This window comes from Roseibium sp. JB4-4, from assembly GCF_055693425.1.
Window position 1 is genome coordinate 3103692 of sequence record NZ_CM146333.1, and the last position, 17313, is coordinate 3121004.

At 55.3% G+C, this 17313-nt stretch carries 15 protein-coding genes and 1 pseudogene; 3 read left to right on the top strand and 13 right to left on the bottom strand.

Annotated elements, in window-relative coordinates; all coding sequences use genetic code 11:
- Window positions 1-297 precede the first annotated feature (297 nt).
- From ACZ1HV_RS14495 to ACZ1HV_RS14545, 11 genes and pseudogenes are all read right to left on the bottom strand, one after another.
- Window positions 298-636 (bottom strand): slr1659 superfamily regulator, encoded by a 339-nt coding sequence (locus ACZ1HV_RS14495; RefSeq protein ID WP_298821534.1) that lies wholly within the window; start codon window positions 634-636, stop codon window positions 298-300.
- 31 nt (window positions 637-667) lie between these two features.
- Window positions 668-1213, bottom strand: coding sequence for a slr1658 superfamily regulator (locus tag ACZ1HV_RS14500; protein ID WP_298821538.1), 546 nt, complete (start codon window positions 1211-1213; stop codon window positions 668-670).
- A gap of 3 nt (window positions 1214-1216) precedes the next feature.
- Window positions 1217-3624: pseudogene (locus tag ACZ1HV_RS14505) on the bottom strand (SpoIIE family protein phosphatase).
- The gene (locus ACZ1HV_RS14510) at window positions 3621-4799 is read right to left on the bottom strand and encodes a class I SAM-dependent methyltransferase (RefSeq protein ID WP_298821542.1); all 1179 of its coding nucleotides are present in this window, start codon (window positions 4797-4799) and stop codon (window positions 3621-3623) included. Before ACZ1HV_RS14510 ends, ACZ1HV_RS14505 begins: the two are co-directional and overlap by 4 nt.
- Window positions 4796-5110 carry a hypothetical protein gene (locus ACZ1HV_RS14515; protein WP_472715559.1) on the bottom strand — a complete coding sequence of 105 codons (315 nt, stop codon included), beginning with the start codon at window positions 5108-5110 and terminating at the stop codon, window positions 4796-4798. The genes ACZ1HV_RS14510 and ACZ1HV_RS14515 overlap by 4 nt, the downstream gene beginning before the upstream one ends.
- Window positions 5111-5641: 531 nt before the next feature.
- Window positions 5642-6742 carry a branched-chain amino acid ABC transporter substrate-binding protein gene (locus tag ACZ1HV_RS14520; RefSeq protein WP_298821546.1) on the bottom strand — a complete coding sequence of 367 codons (1101 nt, stop codon included), beginning with the start codon at window positions 6740-6742 and terminating at the stop codon, window positions 5642-5644.
- A gap of 165 nt (window positions 6743-6907) precedes the next feature.
- Window positions 6908-7276, bottom strand: coding sequence for a DUF6867 family protein (locus tag ACZ1HV_RS14525; RefSeq protein WP_298821547.1), 369 nt, complete (start codon window positions 7274-7276; stop codon window positions 6908-6910).
- Window positions 7277-7286: 10 nt separating this feature from the next.
- Window positions 7287-8000, bottom strand: coding sequence for an ABC transporter ATP-binding protein (locus ACZ1HV_RS14530; RefSeq protein WP_298821673.1), 714 nt, complete (start codon window positions 7998-8000; stop codon window positions 7287-7289).
- A 14-nt stretch (window positions 8001-8014) separates the two neighbouring features.
- Complete coding sequence (locus tag ACZ1HV_RS14535) at window positions 8015-8860, bottom strand: ABC transporter ATP-binding protein (RefSeq protein ID WP_298821548.1); 846 nt, start codon at window positions 8858-8860, stop codon at window positions 8015-8017.
- On the bottom strand, window positions 8857-10191 hold the full coding sequence (gene livM / locus ACZ1HV_RS14540; RefSeq protein WP_472715560.1) for a high-affinity branched-chain amino acid ABC transporter permease LivM: 1335 nt from the start codon (window positions 10189-10191) through the stop codon (window positions 8857-8859). Before livM ends, ACZ1HV_RS14535 begins: the two co-directional genes overlap by 4 nt.
- 3 nt (window positions 10192-10194) lie before the next feature.
- Complete coding sequence (locus tag ACZ1HV_RS14545) at window positions 10195-11130, bottom strand: ABC transporter permease subunit (protein WP_265680070.1); 936 nt, start codon at window positions 11128-11130, stop codon at window positions 10195-10197.
- 314 nt (window positions 11131-11444) lie between these two features.
- On the opposite strand from ACZ1HV_RS14545, the gene ACZ1HV_RS14550 reads away from it, so the two are divergent.
- The 3 genes from ACZ1HV_RS14550 to ACZ1HV_RS14560 all read left to right on the top strand — a co-directional run bounded on the left by ACZ1HV_RS14550 (window position 11445) and on the right by ACZ1HV_RS14560 (window position 15013).
- Entirely contained in the window at window positions 11445-12326 is an 882-nt protein-coding gene (locus tag ACZ1HV_RS14550) for a substrate-binding domain-containing protein (RefSeq protein WP_298963433.1), read from the top strand.
- Between the two features lie 18 nt (window positions 12327-12344).
- Window positions 12345-12818: a tRNA (N6-threonylcarbamoyladenosine(37)-N6)-methyltransferase TrmO gene (tsaA, locus tag ACZ1HV_RS14555; protein WP_472715561.1), complete on the top strand. Its 474-nt coding sequence runs from the start codon at window positions 12345-12347 to the stop codon at window positions 12816-12818.
- Window positions 12819-12907: 89 nt separating this feature from the next.
- Complete coding sequence (locus ACZ1HV_RS14560; RefSeq protein ID WP_472715562.1) at window positions 12908-15013, top strand: 3-hydroxyacyl-CoA dehydrogenase NAD-binding domain-containing protein; 2106 nt, start codon at window positions 12908-12910, stop codon at window positions 15011-15013.
- Window positions 15014-15028: 15 nt separating this feature from the next.
- On the opposite strand, the gene ACZ1HV_RS14565 is transcribed toward ACZ1HV_RS14560, so the two are convergent.
- Together ACZ1HV_RS14565 and ACZ1HV_RS14570 are read right to left on the bottom strand one after the other, a co-directional pair.
- On the bottom strand, window positions 15029-16060 hold the full coding sequence (locus ACZ1HV_RS14565; RefSeq protein WP_298821561.1) for a phosphotransferase family protein: 1032 nt from the start codon (window positions 16058-16060) through the stop codon (window positions 15029-15031).
- Between the two features lie 3 nt (window positions 16061-16063).
- Window positions 16064-17299 (bottom strand): acyl-CoA dehydrogenase family protein, encoded by a 1236-nt coding sequence (locus ACZ1HV_RS14570; RefSeq protein ID WP_472718449.1) that lies wholly within the window; start codon window positions 17297-17299, stop codon window positions 16064-16066.
- Between the last annotated feature and the right edge of the window lie 14 nt (window positions 17300-17313).

The window sequence follows — 17313 nt, forward strand, 5'->3', positions numbered from 1 at the left end:
TTCCGTAAACGGAGTTGCTCAATAACTGAAATTCTCGGTCTCTCAGAAAGCTCTCGCCAATTCCATACGATGGAATGCTAACGAACGAACAACATTTTCTGCGCCAGTCTGATCCTTAGTCTTGGCAGATTTCTTCTCATTCCCAAGGAAGTGAAATGGATCTCTACTTTTGATTAATTCGTGAAAGCGCCAGGGAAAGTACTGGTGAGCACGACCCTTCCAAAGACACAGAACTTAGTTGTGTCTTGCTCCTGCCGCCTGCAGAACAAACACACAAAAACACTGAACTGGGACAATTCAGGAAATCGTCAGTTCCAGCGCCGGGTGCAGCCGTTGAAGGTTGCGGAGGGACTTGGATTGCCAGGGGATGCTCTTGGAGCCGAGAACGCGGACGCCGACGTCCGGCTGTTTCCGGATTTCGATTGTAAACTTTGCAAAGAGATTGATGCCGGAACTGTTCAGAAACTCAAGACCGGTCAGATCAAGCGTGATGAGATCAGGTTTGGACCCGAGAACGGAGTTCATGATTTCAAGTATCGGCGCATAGGCTTCCGTACCTGAAAGCCGCATGGTGCCTTCATAGTGGATGGACGCACCTTCAGTCCAAACGCGGTAATCGTTGGTGCTGATTTCCATGTTGGTTTCTTCCTTTGGAATAAGTCAGCGATCAGGAAAGTCGCAATGAGGCAAACGTGGTCAGCTTTACGCCTTCACTTACATGCTCGCGGAGGAAAGACCAGCCCAATTTGGCCTCGTAGTCGCTCATGAGCGTAAGCAGGCCGAGGCCTGAGCCGGTCGAATCGGGATTAAGGGCATTTTCTTCGATTTTCTCCAACAAGAGCTCACCGGGGTCGCGCTCCAGGAGTTCGCGCAGAAGCTCCTGAAAACGTGACGCCGTCTCATTGTCGATCTTGTTGACGATCTGAATCTCAAACGTTTCTCCCAGGAGACTGCTGTCGATGGCGACGTCGCCGCCATATCGGAATTTGACCGCGTTCTCGAGGATCTCGTTGATCATGTAACTGATGCTGTGGCGTGCATCGACCGGGTCGACATCTCCGGGACAGGCCCGGCTGAAATACTCACCGATGAAATCCGATGTCACACCGCAATGATGCCAGCTGAGTTCCAATGGCTCGGCCATCAACTTCAGGCAGAACCGCGTTGCGTCGCCGCCGTTTGAAGAATGAGTATGTCCAAAATCCTCGACCATGACCTACCTGTGCTTCAAAACCACGAGCGTGATATCGTCAAATACCTTATATTCACCGATGTGCATCTTGACGTCATCTATGACGGCTTCAGCGATACCCTTTGCCGTTTTGTGGCGATTGCTGTGGGCACTCTCGCTCAACCGATCCAGACCAAACATGTTTCCAGCCGCGTTTTCAGCTTCGGTGATGCCATCGGTGTGAAGGATCAGAATATCGTCCGGACCGAAACTCAAATCCAGCGTCGCGACAAACGCGGAGATATCTGCTTCCAATCCGACCGGGAACCCGAGATCCATGGTGTCGATACGCTCGGTCTCGCCAGTTGATCGGATGATCAGCACTTCTTCATGCTGGCCGGACAGCGTCACCTTGCCATCAATGTAGTCGACAAATGCAAGGGTCAGATGTTTGTCGGATTTGGTCCGTGTGATGTTCTTGTAGACAGCCCGGTTGAGCACATCCAGAAACGCGATCGGGTCCTTGTCACCCTTTTCCTGCAAGGCGCGGGCGACTGACTGAACCATCAGCATCAGAACTCCGCTTTCCAAGCCGTGGCCGGTCACATCACCGATACCCACCTTGATGTGTTCGCCATCAAAGAGCACGTCGTAGTAGTCGCCACCAACCTCATCGGCCGGTTCCATGAAGGCCGCAATTTCGATTTGCGGGATGATCTCCAGCTCACTGCGACGCGGAAGCACCATCTCCTGAATGCGCTTGGCGACATCAAGTTCCGCGCCCAGACGCACATTCTCCGACTTGAGCCGCTTGTTAAGAGCACCGATTTCCTTGTTCGCTGTTTCGAGCTTCTTCGTTCGCTCGTCGACCAGGTTCTCAAGGTTTTCGGTATGGAAGCTGATCTCTTCGGCCATGCGGTTGAAGGCAAGTCCGGCAGCGGCCACTTCATCGCGGGTCGGGATATCCACCCTGACGGAGTAGTCCTTGTTCTGCAGTGCACGAGCTGCACCGGCCAGCTGCGACAAGCCTTTGGTGATCCGGCCGGAAATGGCATAAACGGCAACGGTCACGATCACCAAGCTGATCAGAAGCGCCGCGATCTGCCAATAAACGATCCGCTCAGTCGCCTCGGACAACTCCAACTGCACGGCTGTCAACGGTGCATAGATCTCATCCTTGGCAACCATGAAGCCAAGTGTCAGATTTTCCGAAACAATCGTTTCCCCATTCCAGAGATTGATGGGCGAAAGTTCCTTCAGAACAACGATATATCCTTCGCCCGTCTCTTCGTTGAAATCGCCATCGCCGCCGAGCGTTATGGAATCGATGACTGTGCCCGTATTGTGCGGCAGCTCAAGATTTGCAACCTCAGGGAAACGGCTCTTTCCAAGGAGCCGATCGATCCCTGTCACGCCCTGGCCTTCACCACCGACGGAGACGAGACCAAGCGTTTCCGCCCCAGCTTCGCTCACAGCGATGACATTCCCGGCCGACGATGTGAGAAAACCAAAGCCGGTTTCAGCGATCTTTACATTTTCCACCAGATTGGAAAGCTGATCGAGCGTGATGTCCACGGCTGCCATGCCGGCGACATCTGAACGGTCTGCGGTCCACAACGGATAAAAGAAGCTCACGATGCGCGCACCGGTGATCGCATCAATATAGGGGTCCGTACCCACGATATCGCGGCCCACCGGCCGATTGGCCGGGTCCTTGATCCAGCTTTGCCAGCCCTCATAGACGCCTGGAAAGAAAAAATCCCAGAAGTTGTCTTCGTTGTGGCCGGGATAAAGCTTGTCGAATGTCTGCGCCTGGTCGGTATAGGGCGTTGTGCGCATGATCGGCTTGTCTTTCGGGCCGACATAATACATCTGCAGCTTTGGCGAACCGGTCTTCAGGATACCTGGTGCAATCAGATTAAAAGCGGAGCTGTCTGATATCTGTGCCTCGACCTCGGGCAGCGGATTGCCCTCGTCATCCAGCAGATACCCCCAGACGCTGACAACAGATTCCCCGGAGAATTCTGTGACCAGCCAGCCTGCGGATTGTAAACCAGCTTGTCGCCAAGCTTAGGGTCTGCTTCGACAGTCCTGCCGACATTGGTGCCGGTCTGAGGATTGTCAATCAGCGTCTGCATGGCGCCGCCAAGCGCTTCAACCTCGGAAAAAACCTGATCGAGTAGCAGATCGGTTCTGAGCGCTGTCGTGTCGATATAGGTCCGCAGATACTCTTCCGTGGCGCTGGTGAGGCCGGTCGCGACCTTCTCGGTCGCATCATTGGACAAACGTTGCACATTCCAGATGGCAACGCCGCCCGCCAACATGAGATCGAACAGAACCGCCGCACCGACGACCGCAATGAATTTGGCCCGAAAACTGTGCCTCGAAAACCGGCCAACTGATTGCCCGTCCTGCGGATCCGGAGCCTCAGTCCCTACATGTGTGACACTCATTTTGGTTTCCGTCCCGAAGCGACCCAGATCGGCCAGCCTGCATATCCTCGTGGATGCTTGGCCGCGAAGATATGATCCTGGAAACCCTGCCTGAATTCGCGGATTTGCTCTTCACTGTCGCCACGCTCGACAGCCATCTTGCCGGCATAGACATCTTCCCAGGACTGGATAATATCGGCGAAATCCTGAGGATCACCGTCCAGGTTGGTCACCATGAACGATTCCATCTGAATATCTTCAAGGCCTGCATCGATCAGATACCGCCGGCTCTTGGGGCCAAGCTCGATATCCATGTTGAAGTGGGCCCAAAGCCGCGCGACTTCATTGTAGGTGCGCTGGATCGATTCCGATCTCGGTTCACCAAGACAGTGGGAGTTTTTCTCGTTGGTGATGTAAATGCGTCCGCCCGGCTTGCAGATGCGCAGCAGCTCCTGAAGGATCAGTTCGGGCCGGTCGAACACCTGAAGGGAATGGCGGCAGGTGACGAAATCGAACTGGTCACTTTCCAGCAGCATTTCAGAGGCATCACCAAACACATAGTCGATACCGCGAATGCCGAAATCCGTCGCGACCTTGCGCGCATAGTCGAGACTGGACCGACTGTGATCCAGAGCAACCAGCCGATCGGGCTGAAATTCCTTTTGCAAGAGAACCGCGAAGTCCCCGATGCCGCAGCAGATGTCTGCTACCTGCAATCCGGGTTCCAGGCCATGGCGCTGCAAGATGGCCCGTTCATGACGCCATGTCAGTTTGGTCTGCGTGCGCAAAATCGGGATAAAGCCGCCCTCTTCCAGGAACGTCTGACCCGGATAAAATTCGTTGTCGTATTCACCGACGGTGATGTTTTCGGACATGGTCTCGAGCACCGCAAATTTACGGGTCGCCCAGCCAACCACGCTCGAGGTTGTCACGTGCACTTTCAGATCGCTGCGCCCGCGCACCAGGTCCAGGATCTTGCCGGCGAAGGCATGAAAAGCGACATTGTTCATGCGCACCAGCCGGCGCACATTGACATAGAAGCGCCCGCTGACCCCGGAAACGGAGTTTTCAAGCGCGGAAATGCAGCTGTTCATTTCTTCGCTGCGCTGCGGCCTCAAGCTGCCGTGCAATGAAAATTCCTGGTCGTTTTCGTTGAAATTCCACTGAAATCCTTGCGAAATACTGTCAGCGATCATTCTGTTTCGTCCTCAAGCGCCAATTCAGCGACAAGACACATACGGCCATTTTCAAGCCTGTCGATTGTCAAACGCGCACCGTAGTCGACACCCAGCTCCAGCAGTCCAAGGCCTGCATCCGGTTCGTCTTCCGTGAACAATGCTTCCAGATAAAGTGCTTCCGCATCCGAGGCCTGCACCTTTTCAATAGCTTGCCGGTAAGTCTCGAATGTAGGTTGATCTGCAGGAAAGGTCAGCTCTATCCGGTCGTGGTTGCCCTGGCGGCGCACGGCGCATTCAAGCTTGCCGTCTTCTCCATGAACGCGAAACACAGTTTCCAGGAGCTCGTTCAACGCGGATGAATAAAGATTTGAAAAAAGCAGCAGAATCCAGCCGATTGTGGCTGACCATTCGGGCCAGATACCCCGACATCAGATCGCAATGCGCCCAGTCAGAGCAAAAATCCTTGATATCCAAGTCCATATGGAGCATCTGCGGCACGTCGGAATTCAATGACATGCCTTCAGAAGTCGCCTGCATTACTATTCCCCCGTTGGCATAGTCCCTTGCACCCTTATGCGGAGTGTTCGCTGTTTTACACTTTGCACGGAAAAACTCTCTGGTGACACGTGTGTCATCAGTAATTCACTTATTTAATAATAGGGTTTCGCTCATTGTCGGCGATATAGCAACAGCAATCGCATGCAACATTCCATGAAAACACGAGGTAAAGCCTTTTTGGTTTTTTCCTAAGGTTCCAAGTTGCTACTTCGCGCGTCATCATCAAATCCGAAAACAAGAAAACCCGCCCGGAATTATCCGGACGGGCTCAATCGGGTCGTTCCGATCAGTGTGTCGGCAACTTACTTGTAGTCGTACTGACCGTCTTTCCACTCGTACCAGACATAGCCAGGCAGAGAGACGTCGCCCTTGTCGTCGAAGGACAAGTCGCCGAGAACGGTTGCGAAATCACCAGCGTTCAGAGCGCCAACGACAGCATCATAGTCCGTGGACTTTGCAGTCGTTGCAGCTGCCGCCCATGCCTGGATCGCCGCATATGTGTACAGAGAGTAGCCTTCTGCGGTTTTACCGGCATCTTCAAGCGCTTTCACGACGGGCGCCGCAATCGGGTTCTTGCGCGGGTCCGGAGAGAAGGTCATCAATGTGCCTTCGCCGGCCGGGCCGGTGATTGACCAATACTCGTCGGTGACGAGCGCATCACCGGAAACGAGGATGGTGTCCATACCCTGGTCAACCATCTGGCGCTTCATCAGACCTGCTTCCGTATGGTAGCCGCCGACATAGAGAACGTCGATTTTATCCTGCTTCAGCTTGGAGACCAGCGCGGTGTAGTCCTTTTCACCGGCGGTGTAGGCTTCGTAAAGAGTTTCCTCTTTACCAAGGCTGTTCATAACGCCTTTGGTGGCGTCGGCCAGGCCCTTGCCGTAGGCAGTTTTGTCGTGAACAACGGCAATGTTCTTGTCGCCGAATTCCTCAGCCAGATAAGTACCGGCAACCTGACCCTGCTGGTCGTCACGACCGCACACGCGAAAGACACCCGGACCAGGACGCTCATCGGTGAATTTCGGGTTGGTGGATGCCGGAGAAATCTGAACGATTCCCTCTTCAGCATAAACAGCGGAAGCCGGGATGGACGAACCGGAACAGAAGTGACCGGCCATGAACACAACGCCCTTGCCAACCATCTGGTTTGCAACCGCAACAGCCTGTTTGGGATCGCAGGCATCGTCACCCACTTCCAGAACAAGCTTTTCGCCGTTGACGCCCCCGGCAGCATTGATGTCAGCAACTGCCTGTTCGGCACCAGCTTTCATCTGCGCTCCGAAAGACGCGTACTGACCAGTCATCGGCCCGGCTGTTGCAATCACGATGTCTGCAAGTGCGGCAGTGGACATGGCCACACCAGCAACTGCAGCAACACTCGCCAATAGATATTTTTTCATTGTCAACTCCCCTGGTTCCAGTTTTCTGGACCATTTTGGACACAAAGCCTGCGCTTCCCAAAACGCCTGCTTCAACTTTGGCCGCGGCTAGAACGATTCTTTTCTTATTTCGTCCAGAACCCGGCCGGTTCCCCATGGGCACACAATATGCGCCCCTGGAATTTTTCAGCCCTCAGCGTAACGGTCAGATTGTCCTTCACGCAACCGCCAAGTGAACGGGCCTGTTTTTTGGTAAAGCCAAACATACTGTGTTGTCATCTGGTTAGTCCGCGTGAAACGCCAGCCCGCGAGACCGAAGGCAAGCACAACCAGATAATCCACAATCAAGTAATGCACTGACAACAGAGAGCCTTCGAAAAGCGCGAAGGTCAGGAACCTGATTGCCACTGTCAACAAGAACAAGAACCACAGCAACACCCAAATCGGACGCCAGGTGCTGGCGCAGGCGCGCCCCGTCATCCAGGCCGCGCCGCCTCCGAGCCCGCACAGCAGGATCAAAAAGACGCCAAAGTTCGTTTCATAAAGAATACCCATGTCGCGTCTCCTAGTGCCGTCCGCCCTCAAGGTAGGCCGCCTGCACGTCTTCACGCGTCAGCAGCTCCTTACCGGTTCCGGACATGGTGATCTTGCCGTTCACCATCACATATCCACGATGTGCCAGTTTCAGGGCGTGATAGGCATTCTGCTCCACAAGGAACACCGTCAGACCGTCAGTCTGGTTAAGGTCCCTGATCGCATCGAAAATCTGCTTCACGATGATCGGCGCCAGACCGAGGGAGGGCTCATCGAGCAGAAGCAAGCGCGGCTTGGACATGAGCGCCCGGGCAATGGCAAGCATTTGCTGCTCCCCACCGGACAATGTGCCGCCACGCTGGTTTCGCCTTTCCTTCAGGCGCGGGAACAGGTCGAATGCACGATCAAGGCTGCCTTCCACGTCCTCGTTTCCGGCCATTTCCGCACCCATGACAAGATTTTCCATAACGCTCATGCGCGGGAAGATCCTGCGGCCTTCAGGCGACTGCGCAATGGACTTTCGCATAATTTCATGCGTCGGCATGTGTGTGATGTTTTCGCCGTCATAGAGGACTTCGCCAGACGAAGCATGAGGCGTTCCGCATATGGTCATCATCAGGGTGGACTTGCCTGCCCCGTTGGCACCGATCAGGGAAACGATCTCGCCCTTGTCCACCGTCAGGTCGACGCCGCGCAACGCGATAATCTTACCGTAGTGGGTTTCAACATTTCGGACTTCAAGCATATGGTTCAGGGCTGTCACAGGCCGACCTCCTCTTCCACTGCATCTACTTCTTCATCCGGAACGCCGAGGTAAGCGGCAATCACCTTGGGGTCATCCTTTACTTCAGGTGCGGTGCCGTCGGAGATTTTTTCACCATAGTCCAGCACCACGACGTGATCGGAGATTTCCATGACGACGCTCATGTCGTGCTCGATAAGAAGGATCGAGGTGTCGTGTTCCTTGCGGATATACTGAAGCAGGGCGTTCAGTTCGGCACTTTCCTTTGGGTTAAGACCTGCAGCGGGCTCGTCAAGGCAAAGAAGTTCTGGACCGGAACACATGGCTCTGGCGATCTCAAGACGGCGTTGATCTCCATATGGCAGATCAGCCGCAGGCGCGTCGGCGCGATCAATCAGTGCAGTTTTTTCCAGCCAGTAGCGAGCCTTTTCAACGGCTTCGCGTTCGGCACTCCGGAAGGAGGACAGACCGAAAATGCCCGCCACCGAATAGCCCGAAGCCAGCATGAGTGGATTGTGCTGCGCCACCATCAGGTTTTCCAGCAGTGTCATTCCGCCGAAAAGCCGAATGTTCTGAAACGTCCGGGCAACCTTAGCACGCGCAGAGATCTGAAAATCGGGCATGCGCTCCAGGAGATAATGCTCACCGTTGGAGCGGTTCATCACCACCCGGCCTTCAGTTGGCTTGTAAAAGCCCGTCACGCAGTTGAAGACGGTCGTCTTGCCGGCACCGTTCGGTCCGATCAAAGCCGTGATATCCCCGCGGCCGACGTTGAAAGACAAATCGTCAACTGCAACCAGTCCACCGAAACGCATGGTCAGGTGCTCGATTGTCAGGACGGGGTTGTTGTCCCAGGAGCTCATCCGTGACCCTCCTGCACCAGATCAGAACTGATCCCCTTGCCCTTCTTGCCACTCAACGTGATTGAAGGATTACGGGTTGAGATCAGACCGCGTGGTTTCCAGACCATGATGATGACCATCAGGAGACCAAAGACGAGCATGCGGTATTCTTCCAGACCGCGGAAGAACTCAAATCCACCGATCATCACGATCGCCGCGATGACAACGCCGATCTGGCTGCCAAGGCCGCCAAGTACGACGATTGCAAGGATCACCGCAGATTCGATGAAGGTGAAACTCTCCGGAGAAATGAAGCCCTGGCGTGTCGCAAAGAAAGATCCGGCAAAACCACCGAACATTGCACCGAGCGCAAATGCGGTCAGCTTGGTGTTGGTGGTGTTGATGCCGAGCGAGCGACAAGCAATTTCATCTTCACGCAAAGCCTCCCAGGCACGTCCGACCGGCAGTTTGCGAAGCCGCATCGTCACGAAATTCGTGATCAGCGCCATGAGCAGGATGAGATAATAAAGGAAGATGATGCGGTGGATCGAGCTGAATTCCAGCCCGAACGTTTCGGCGAACCCACCTTCCCCTCTCGTGAATTCGATGCCGAAGAAGCTCGGACGCGGAATACCGGAGATGCCGTCGGGGCCACCGGTAAATTCATACCAGTTGAGCAGCACGACGCGAATGATTTCACCGAAAGCCAGGGTCACGATGGCAAGATAATCACCGCGCAGTCGCAACACCGGAAACCCGAGAATGATGCCCCAGAATGCTGCCAGAATGCCGGCAAGCGGAAGGCAGATCCAGAAGGAGAAGCCGAAGTACTCCGCCAGCAACGCATAGGAATAGGCCCCGACTGCGTAGAAAGCGACGTAACCAAGGTCAAGCAACCCGGCCAACCCGACGACAATGTTCAATCCCCAACCGAGCATGACATAAGTCGTCACCAGAATTGCGAGGTCGAGATATTGCCTTGAGCCGCGCGCGCCATAGGCGGACATCAGCAGGAAAGGCAGCACCACGGCCAGCACCAGGAAGATCGGCATGGCATATTTACCGAGCGGTGCAAACGACTGCAAGTTCGGCAGCAGGCTGCTGGCGGTCTGAGTAACGGGCGTATCAGCCTTCCAGACAAAGAGGTTCAGAAGCAGACGGCCACCGAAAACGATGGCCACCGCAACAGCAACAGCTCCCCAGCGGTAGACGATGCCGAGCTGCCCCCCAAGGCCGCTGGCGACTTCAGCCTTCATGCCGATGAGGACTGCAAAGAGCGCGAGCGCTATTAAGCCGCCCGCCGCTGCATCCTTCACCGAATCCATGAAGAAGTTATCGGATTTCACTGACATGGATCAGACCTTCTCCACTTCCGGCTTGCCGAGCAGACCTTCGGGCATGAAGATCAGAACGATTGCAAGGATGGAGAAAGCGGCAACGTCCTTGTATTCGACCGAGAAATATCCGGACCAGAACGTCTCGATCAGGCCAATCAACAGACCGCCCAGCATTGCCCCCGGGAGGGATCCGATCCCGCCGAGCACCGCTGCGGTGAAGGCTTTAACACCCGCAAGAAAGCCGATGTAAAAGTCGATCACGCCGTAGTAGAGCAGGAACATCAAGCCAGCGACTGAGGCGAGGCCGGCACCCATGACGAAGGTCAGCGAAATCGTACGGTCGACATTGATACCGAGCAACGACGCCATTTTGCGGTCCTGTTCGCAAGCCCGTTGCGCGCGCCCGAGAGACGTTTTGTTGATGAGCAGCGTGAAACCGATCATCAGAGCCACGGTGACAACAATGATCAGGATCTGGGTATAAGACAGCTGAACAATAAAACCTGATCCGTCGGCACCGCCGTCAGTCAGTGTGAAACCGCCGGAAATCAACGGCTGCAACGGCTTGTTGCGCGCTCCTTGAGAGATCTGGACGAAGTTTTGCAGGGCAATGGACGCACCGATCGCGGTGATTAACGGCGCCAGGCGGAAAGAGCCGCGCAGAGGCCGATAGGCAATGCGCTCAACCGTCCAACCCCAGGCTGCTGTCAGCGCCATGGAAACGATCAGGACGCCGATCAGCGCCAGGATCAAAAGCGCCACAGGCAGGGATGCCGTAATGCCGAGGGTTACAATAAAAATCAGCGCGATAAACGCGCCGACCATGAAAATATCACCATGAGCAAAGTTGATCATTCCGATGATGCCGTACACCATCGTGTAGCCGATAGCGATCAGGCCATAGATCGAACCCAGCGTCACGCCATTGATCAGCTGCTGAAGAAAGTATTCCATATTGTTCTTGTTACCCCCGGAGGCTATTGCCGCTTTTTTAGCGAGGCCTTTTTTGCCTTCATGAAGAAATCATTACCAAGACCGATTTGAAGTGACAATTCCTCTCGCGATAACCGCTTGAGAAAAACACATTTCTCCGTTTTTTGTCCAAATCAGGAAAAATTTCTCGGCAAAGACCCATTCTTACCATTAAAACCCCAGCTCGACGCCGCGCATGGTATGAGCTGCGCAACCTCGCTGCACCGGCTGTCTTCGCTGTCAAGCTTGTGCGATGCGCTGATTGACAGTTAGTGTTCCGACAAAAAGCAGGACAGATGTTGCCGGAAAACGACCCTCACGCCCCCCAATTCTTGACCACCAAGGAAGTGGCCGACTTGTTGCGGGTCAAAGAGCGCAAGGTCTACGATCTTGCAGCTGCAGATGAAATCCCACACAGGCGGATCACCGGGAAACTTCTGTTTCCATCTGCCGAGCTTCATGCCTGGATCGAAGGGTCCGGCGAAATCAAACCTGCTGTACGGCCCGATGTTCTGGCAGGGTCTCACGACCCTCTTTTGGATTGGGCAATCAGAGCTTGCGGATGCGGTCTGGCGACGCTTTGCAACGGAAGCCGGGATGGCCTGACAAAATTCGAAGCAGGCACGGCTGCGCTTGCAGGCATTCATCTGCCTGAAGAGAGTGGCTGGAACATAAGCTCGGTAAAGGATCTTGGCGTTTCCGACGCCGTTTTGATCGCCTGGGCTGTCCGCAAACGCGGTCTGCTTGTTTCACCAGACGATGCAGCCAGTGTTCCGTCCATCGCCAGCTTAAGGGGCAAGCGGTTTGCCATGCGGCAACCAGGTGCAGGCGCTGCATTGCTGTTCTCCAGACTTCTTGACGATGAAGGACTGAGCGAAAACGACCTTGCCTGCAGCAAGGATTACGCTCACACGGAAAACGAGGCTGCGGCCATGGTGGCTGCCGGAGAGGCAGATGCCGCCCTTGGGCTCCAGTCCATGGCCCGGCAATTCAAGCTTGCTTTCATCCCGCTGATCGACGAACGGTTTGATCTTCTCATCGACAGGCGCTCTTTTTTCACCATGCCTGTTCAGAAGCTTTTCGAATTTGCGCGTTCGCAGGACTTTCAGGACAAGGCCGAAGCGCTCGGCGGATATGCCCTTGAAGAGACGGGTACCGTGCGCTGGCTGTCGGCATAACAAAACAGGCAATATGAAATGAGCGACGTCCGTCCCCACGAAATCATGGTTCCTACGACCGCCCCCGATGATGCCCGCCTTCGCTTCATCGGCAAAATTCATACGCCCTGGAGTGATCGCAAGGACTGTCCAAGGCAAGGAGACATCGACGGCCCGGAGTGCCGGATTGAAGTCTTCGAACCCTGGGTTCCGGCTCTGAAAGGCATTGAAGATTACGACCGGATCGAAATCCTTTATTGGCTCGACAAGGCGCGGCGTGACCTCGTGGTGCAGAACCCGGGCCATAGTGACAATGTATTCGGAACATTTGCCCTGAGATCTCCAGTGAGACCCAACCCGATAGGCACGGTCCTTGCGAAACTCGTTTCGGTTGATGGCGCAACCTTGGTTGTGCGGGGCCTTGATTGCCTGAACGGCACACCATTGCTCGATCTGAAACCGGACCGATGCTCATTTTCGCCCAAAGCCCCGCCGAAGCTTTCAGCAACATAAGCGTTTCCGTTTGGTCAACTTGACAAGTGTCTCGCGGGACTGACAATCCCGCCCAAAGCCGTTCGGGTGAGCGGCGACGGGAGGTGTTTATGCAGTCAGGTTCGCAGACCGATGTAAATGAAGTCGTTTCAATCGAACAGCATGGTCAGATCGCTCTGATTGCCATCCACAATCCACCGGTCAACGCAGCTTCGCACGCCGTGAGATCCGGTCTTTGTGAAGCGCTTGCTACGCTTCAAAACGAACGGGACATAAAGGCCATCTCACTTTACGGCCATGGCCGGACTTTCATTGCAGGTGCGGACATCAGGGAATTCGGCAAACCGCCACAAGACCCCTGGCTGCCTGACGTCTGCAATATCTTGGAAAACAGCCCGGTGCCGATAGTCTGTGTTCTTCATGGAACCACTTTGGGCGGCGGGTTGGAAGTTGCACTTTCCTGTCATGCGCGCATTGCGCTGAGAGGGACAAAGGTCGGCTTTCCGGAGGTTAACCTCGGCATCCTGCCGGGAGCCGGGGGCACCCAACGGGCACCTCGCCTGGCCGGTATCGGTGCGGCCTTGTCCCTTGCCACGAGCGGTAAGCCCATTTCGGCAGATGAAGCTTTGCAGGTCGGGCTCATCGACGGAATTCAAAACGGAGACCCTCGCGCAGTTGCGTTGCAAGCTGCGGAACAAATCGTCGGGAACAGTCTCAAGACCCGCAAAACAGGGGAACTTACCGTCGAAGCGGACGACAAGGCTCTTGATGATATGCGCAGCTCCCTTCGCAAACGGCAGCCCCACTTGTTTTCACCGCACAAATGCATCGACGCCATTGCTGCTTGTATGCTGCCGATTGAACAGGGGCTGAAGGAAGAACGACGGCTTTACAATCAATGCATGGACAGTCCCCAACGGGCTGGGCTTATTCATGCCTTTTTCGCAGAACGCGCTGTTGCAAAGGTACCCGAAGCCAACGCGACACCAACTGATATCAATGAAATTGGTGTGATTGGCGGCGGCACAATGGGCTCCGGCATTGCGACCGCAGCGTTGCTTGCAGGATTTCCGGTCACACTGACCGAACGCGATGGTGCCGGGCTCGAGCGTGCCAGGGCAACAATTGCCGGAAATCTTGAAGGCGCGGTCAAACGCGGCAAGCTTTCAGCCGAGGCGCGAGACAAGATTCTTGCGGAGAAACTGCATACCGACACCGATTACACAGCCCTCAGCAACGCCGACATGATCATCGAGGCCGCGTTTGAGGACATGACTGTCAAGCAGGATATCTTCGGAAGGCTCGATGACGTTGCAAAACCTGGGGCTGTTCTGGCGTCCAACACCTCCTATCTCGATATCAATCAGATCGCTGCGGCAACCCGGAGACCTGAACACGTCCTCGGACTGCATTTCTTTTCACCTGCCCATATCATGCGCCTGATGGAAATCGTCGTCGCCGACAAGACAAGTGCCGAGACGGCAGCGACGGGTTTCTCCCTTGCCAAGAAACTCAGGAAAATTGCCGTTCGGTCGGGCGTTTGTGACGGCTTCATCGGCAACCGTATCATGACGTTTTACAAGAGAGCCGCCGACTTCATGATGATGGATGGCGCAGCACCGGAAGAGATCGACAAGGCCATGACCGGTTTCGGTTTTGCCATGGGGCCCTACCAGGTTGCCGACCTCGCAGGTCTTGACATCAGCTGGGCTGCCAACAAACGCCGCGCGGCAACACGTCCATCCGAGGAAAGATACATTCCAATTGCCAACAGCCTTTGTGAAAAGGGCTGGTTTGGGCGCAAAACCGGAAAAGGCTTCTATCTCTATGGGCCCGAAGGTCCACGTCCCAACCCGGATGCGCTCTCAATTATTGACCAGGAACGCAGCAAAGCCGGCGTGAGGCCACGCCCCTTTGCGGCTGAGGAAATCACTGACCGTTTCATGACCGCGATGATCCTGGAGGCAACCAGGGTCTTGGAAGAAGGCATTGCCCTGCGTCCTATCGACATTGATGCCGTGTTTCTGTTCGGATACGGCTTTCCCCGCTTCCGCGGCGGTCCAATGCACACGGCAGACCAGATAGGCGCTGAAGAAATCGTCAGAAGGATCGAAGCCTATGCCTCCGAGGATGGCTACTACTGGCAGGTTCCGGGTCTTCTCCGCAAACTCGCAAAAGACGGCGGAACTTTCGCAGAGATGAACGGCAACGCCTGAGGAGGCCAGGCACCCTTAGACTGTCTGAGTTGCCGCAAGACCGCCGGACGCGTAGTCCGGGACACTGGCCCCGAGTTTCAGGCCAAGTTCCGGATTGGAAGCATTTCCGTCCAACGCCCGTTTTTTGACACCTTGCAGGATGGCTCCCATCCGGAAGAAGCAGAAGGCAAGGTAGAAACCAAACCCGGGAATGCCAGGCAGGCCCATACGTTCACAATAGCTGTCGATAAAAGCCCGGTCCTCCGGCAAGCCCAACGCTGATCTGTCAACACCAGCCAGACCGCGCCCTTCCGCGCCGGGCGGGCGCTGCCATTGCATGATCAACGCCGCAAGATCGGCAAACGGATGTCCGATTGTCGACAGCTCCCAATCAAGAACTGCAACACAGGCGACACCGTTTTCGTCAAACAACAGATTGTCAATGCGATAATCTCCATGGACCAGGGTCCGGTTGCCGTCGTCATCCGGGACATTGTTGTCCAACCAGCTTATCAGCTCGTCCATCGCAGCAATGGTTTCGGTCTCGCTGGAACGATACTGCTTGCTCCATCGATCAATCTGCCGTCGGTAATAGTTACCCGCGGGGCCGAAGTCCGAAAGGCCACGCGCAGCCAAATCAATTGAATGAATGGCGGCAAGAACCCGGTTCATCTCCGCATAGATGCCCGCCCGCGCTTCGCGATCCAGCTCCGGCAAACGCGGATCATCGAAATTTCGGCCCCTGACACATTCCATCACATAAAAGGAAGAGCCGATAATGTCGATGTCCTCGCACAGAACATGCATGTTTGCGACCGGCACATCAGATCCGGCAAGCGCTCTTTGAACCCTGAATTCTCGATCAACAGCATGGGCTGACTTGAGCAGCTCACCTGGAGGTTTTCGGCGCAATACATAGTGCCCAGAGGATGCTTTGAGGTGAAACGTCGGATTGGATTGCCCTCGATTGAACTTTTCTGCCTGGACCGGGCCCGCAAATCCAGTCAAATGCTGCTCCAGCCAGAGGGCCGCTGCGTCGATATCCAGGTCGCTTCCCTTGCCTGACACCGGTCAAACCTTGCTGTTGGTGTGTTTCTTCAATTCCGCCCTGGCGACCTGACGGCGATGAACAGCATCCGGACCATCGGCAAATCGCAATGTCCGCAGATTGGTCCACATGCCGGCAAGCGGAAAATCCTGGCTTATTCCGGCAGCGCCATGCATCTGCATGGCTTCATCGACAACCTTGAGCGCCATCAAGGGCGCGACAACCTTGATCTGGCTGATCCAGGGTTGGGCGGCACGTGTGCCTACTGTATCCATCTTCCAGGCCGCTTTCAGGCACAATAGCCTGGCCATTTCGATTTCCATGCGCGCATTCGCGATGATGTCGTAATTCGCGCCCAGATCGACCAGTTTCTTGCCAAAGGCCTCGCGGTCCAGGGCACGTTTGCACAAAAGTTCCAGAGCCTTTTCAGCCTGGCCTATTGCCCGCATGCAATGATGAATTCGACCCGGGCCGAGACGCCCCTGAGCCACTTCAAAGCCGCATCCCTGACCCAGTACCAGATCGGTTTCAGGCACGCGCACATCTGTGAAACGAATATGCATATGGCCATGAGGTGCGTCGTCTGCTCCAAAAACCCGCATCGGGCGCAAGATTTCAATACCCGCTGCGTCAGCAGGCACAAGAAACATGGAATGACGGGAATGCTTTTGTGCATCCGGATCGGTTTTGGCCATGACGATATAAAGGCTGCAGCGCGGGTCGCCAGCGCCCGTCGCCCACCACTTTTCGCCATTGAGCACCCAGGCATCACCGTCCTGAACCGCCTCAAGCGCCACGTTGACGGCATCGGAGGAGGCGACGTTCGGTTCTGTCATCAGATAGGCAGACCGTATCTCCCCTTCCAGCAACGGCTTCAGCCAACGCTGCTTGTGAGCGTCGGAACCATAGCGTTCCAGAACCTCCATGTTGCCGGTATCGGGCGCGTTGCAATTGAACACTTCAGCCGCGATTCCGGCTTTTCCCATCTCTTCTGCCAGATAGGCATATTCCACCGTCGTTAGCCCGAAGCCCCGGTCACTGTCGGTGAGCCAGAAATTCCATAGTCCGCGTTGTTTTGCCAAAGCTTTCAGATGGTCGAGGATTTCCAGCTGCCGCTCTGTCATCCGAAAACGGTTGCCGCTCGGATGGCGACCGACCTCTTCGTGATATTCCTGATCGAGTGGCGCAATTTCGGTTTCGACCATTTGCCGGACGTTTTCGATCAGCGGGCGTACCCGGTCGGAGATACCCAGATCCATGTTGGCCAATATCT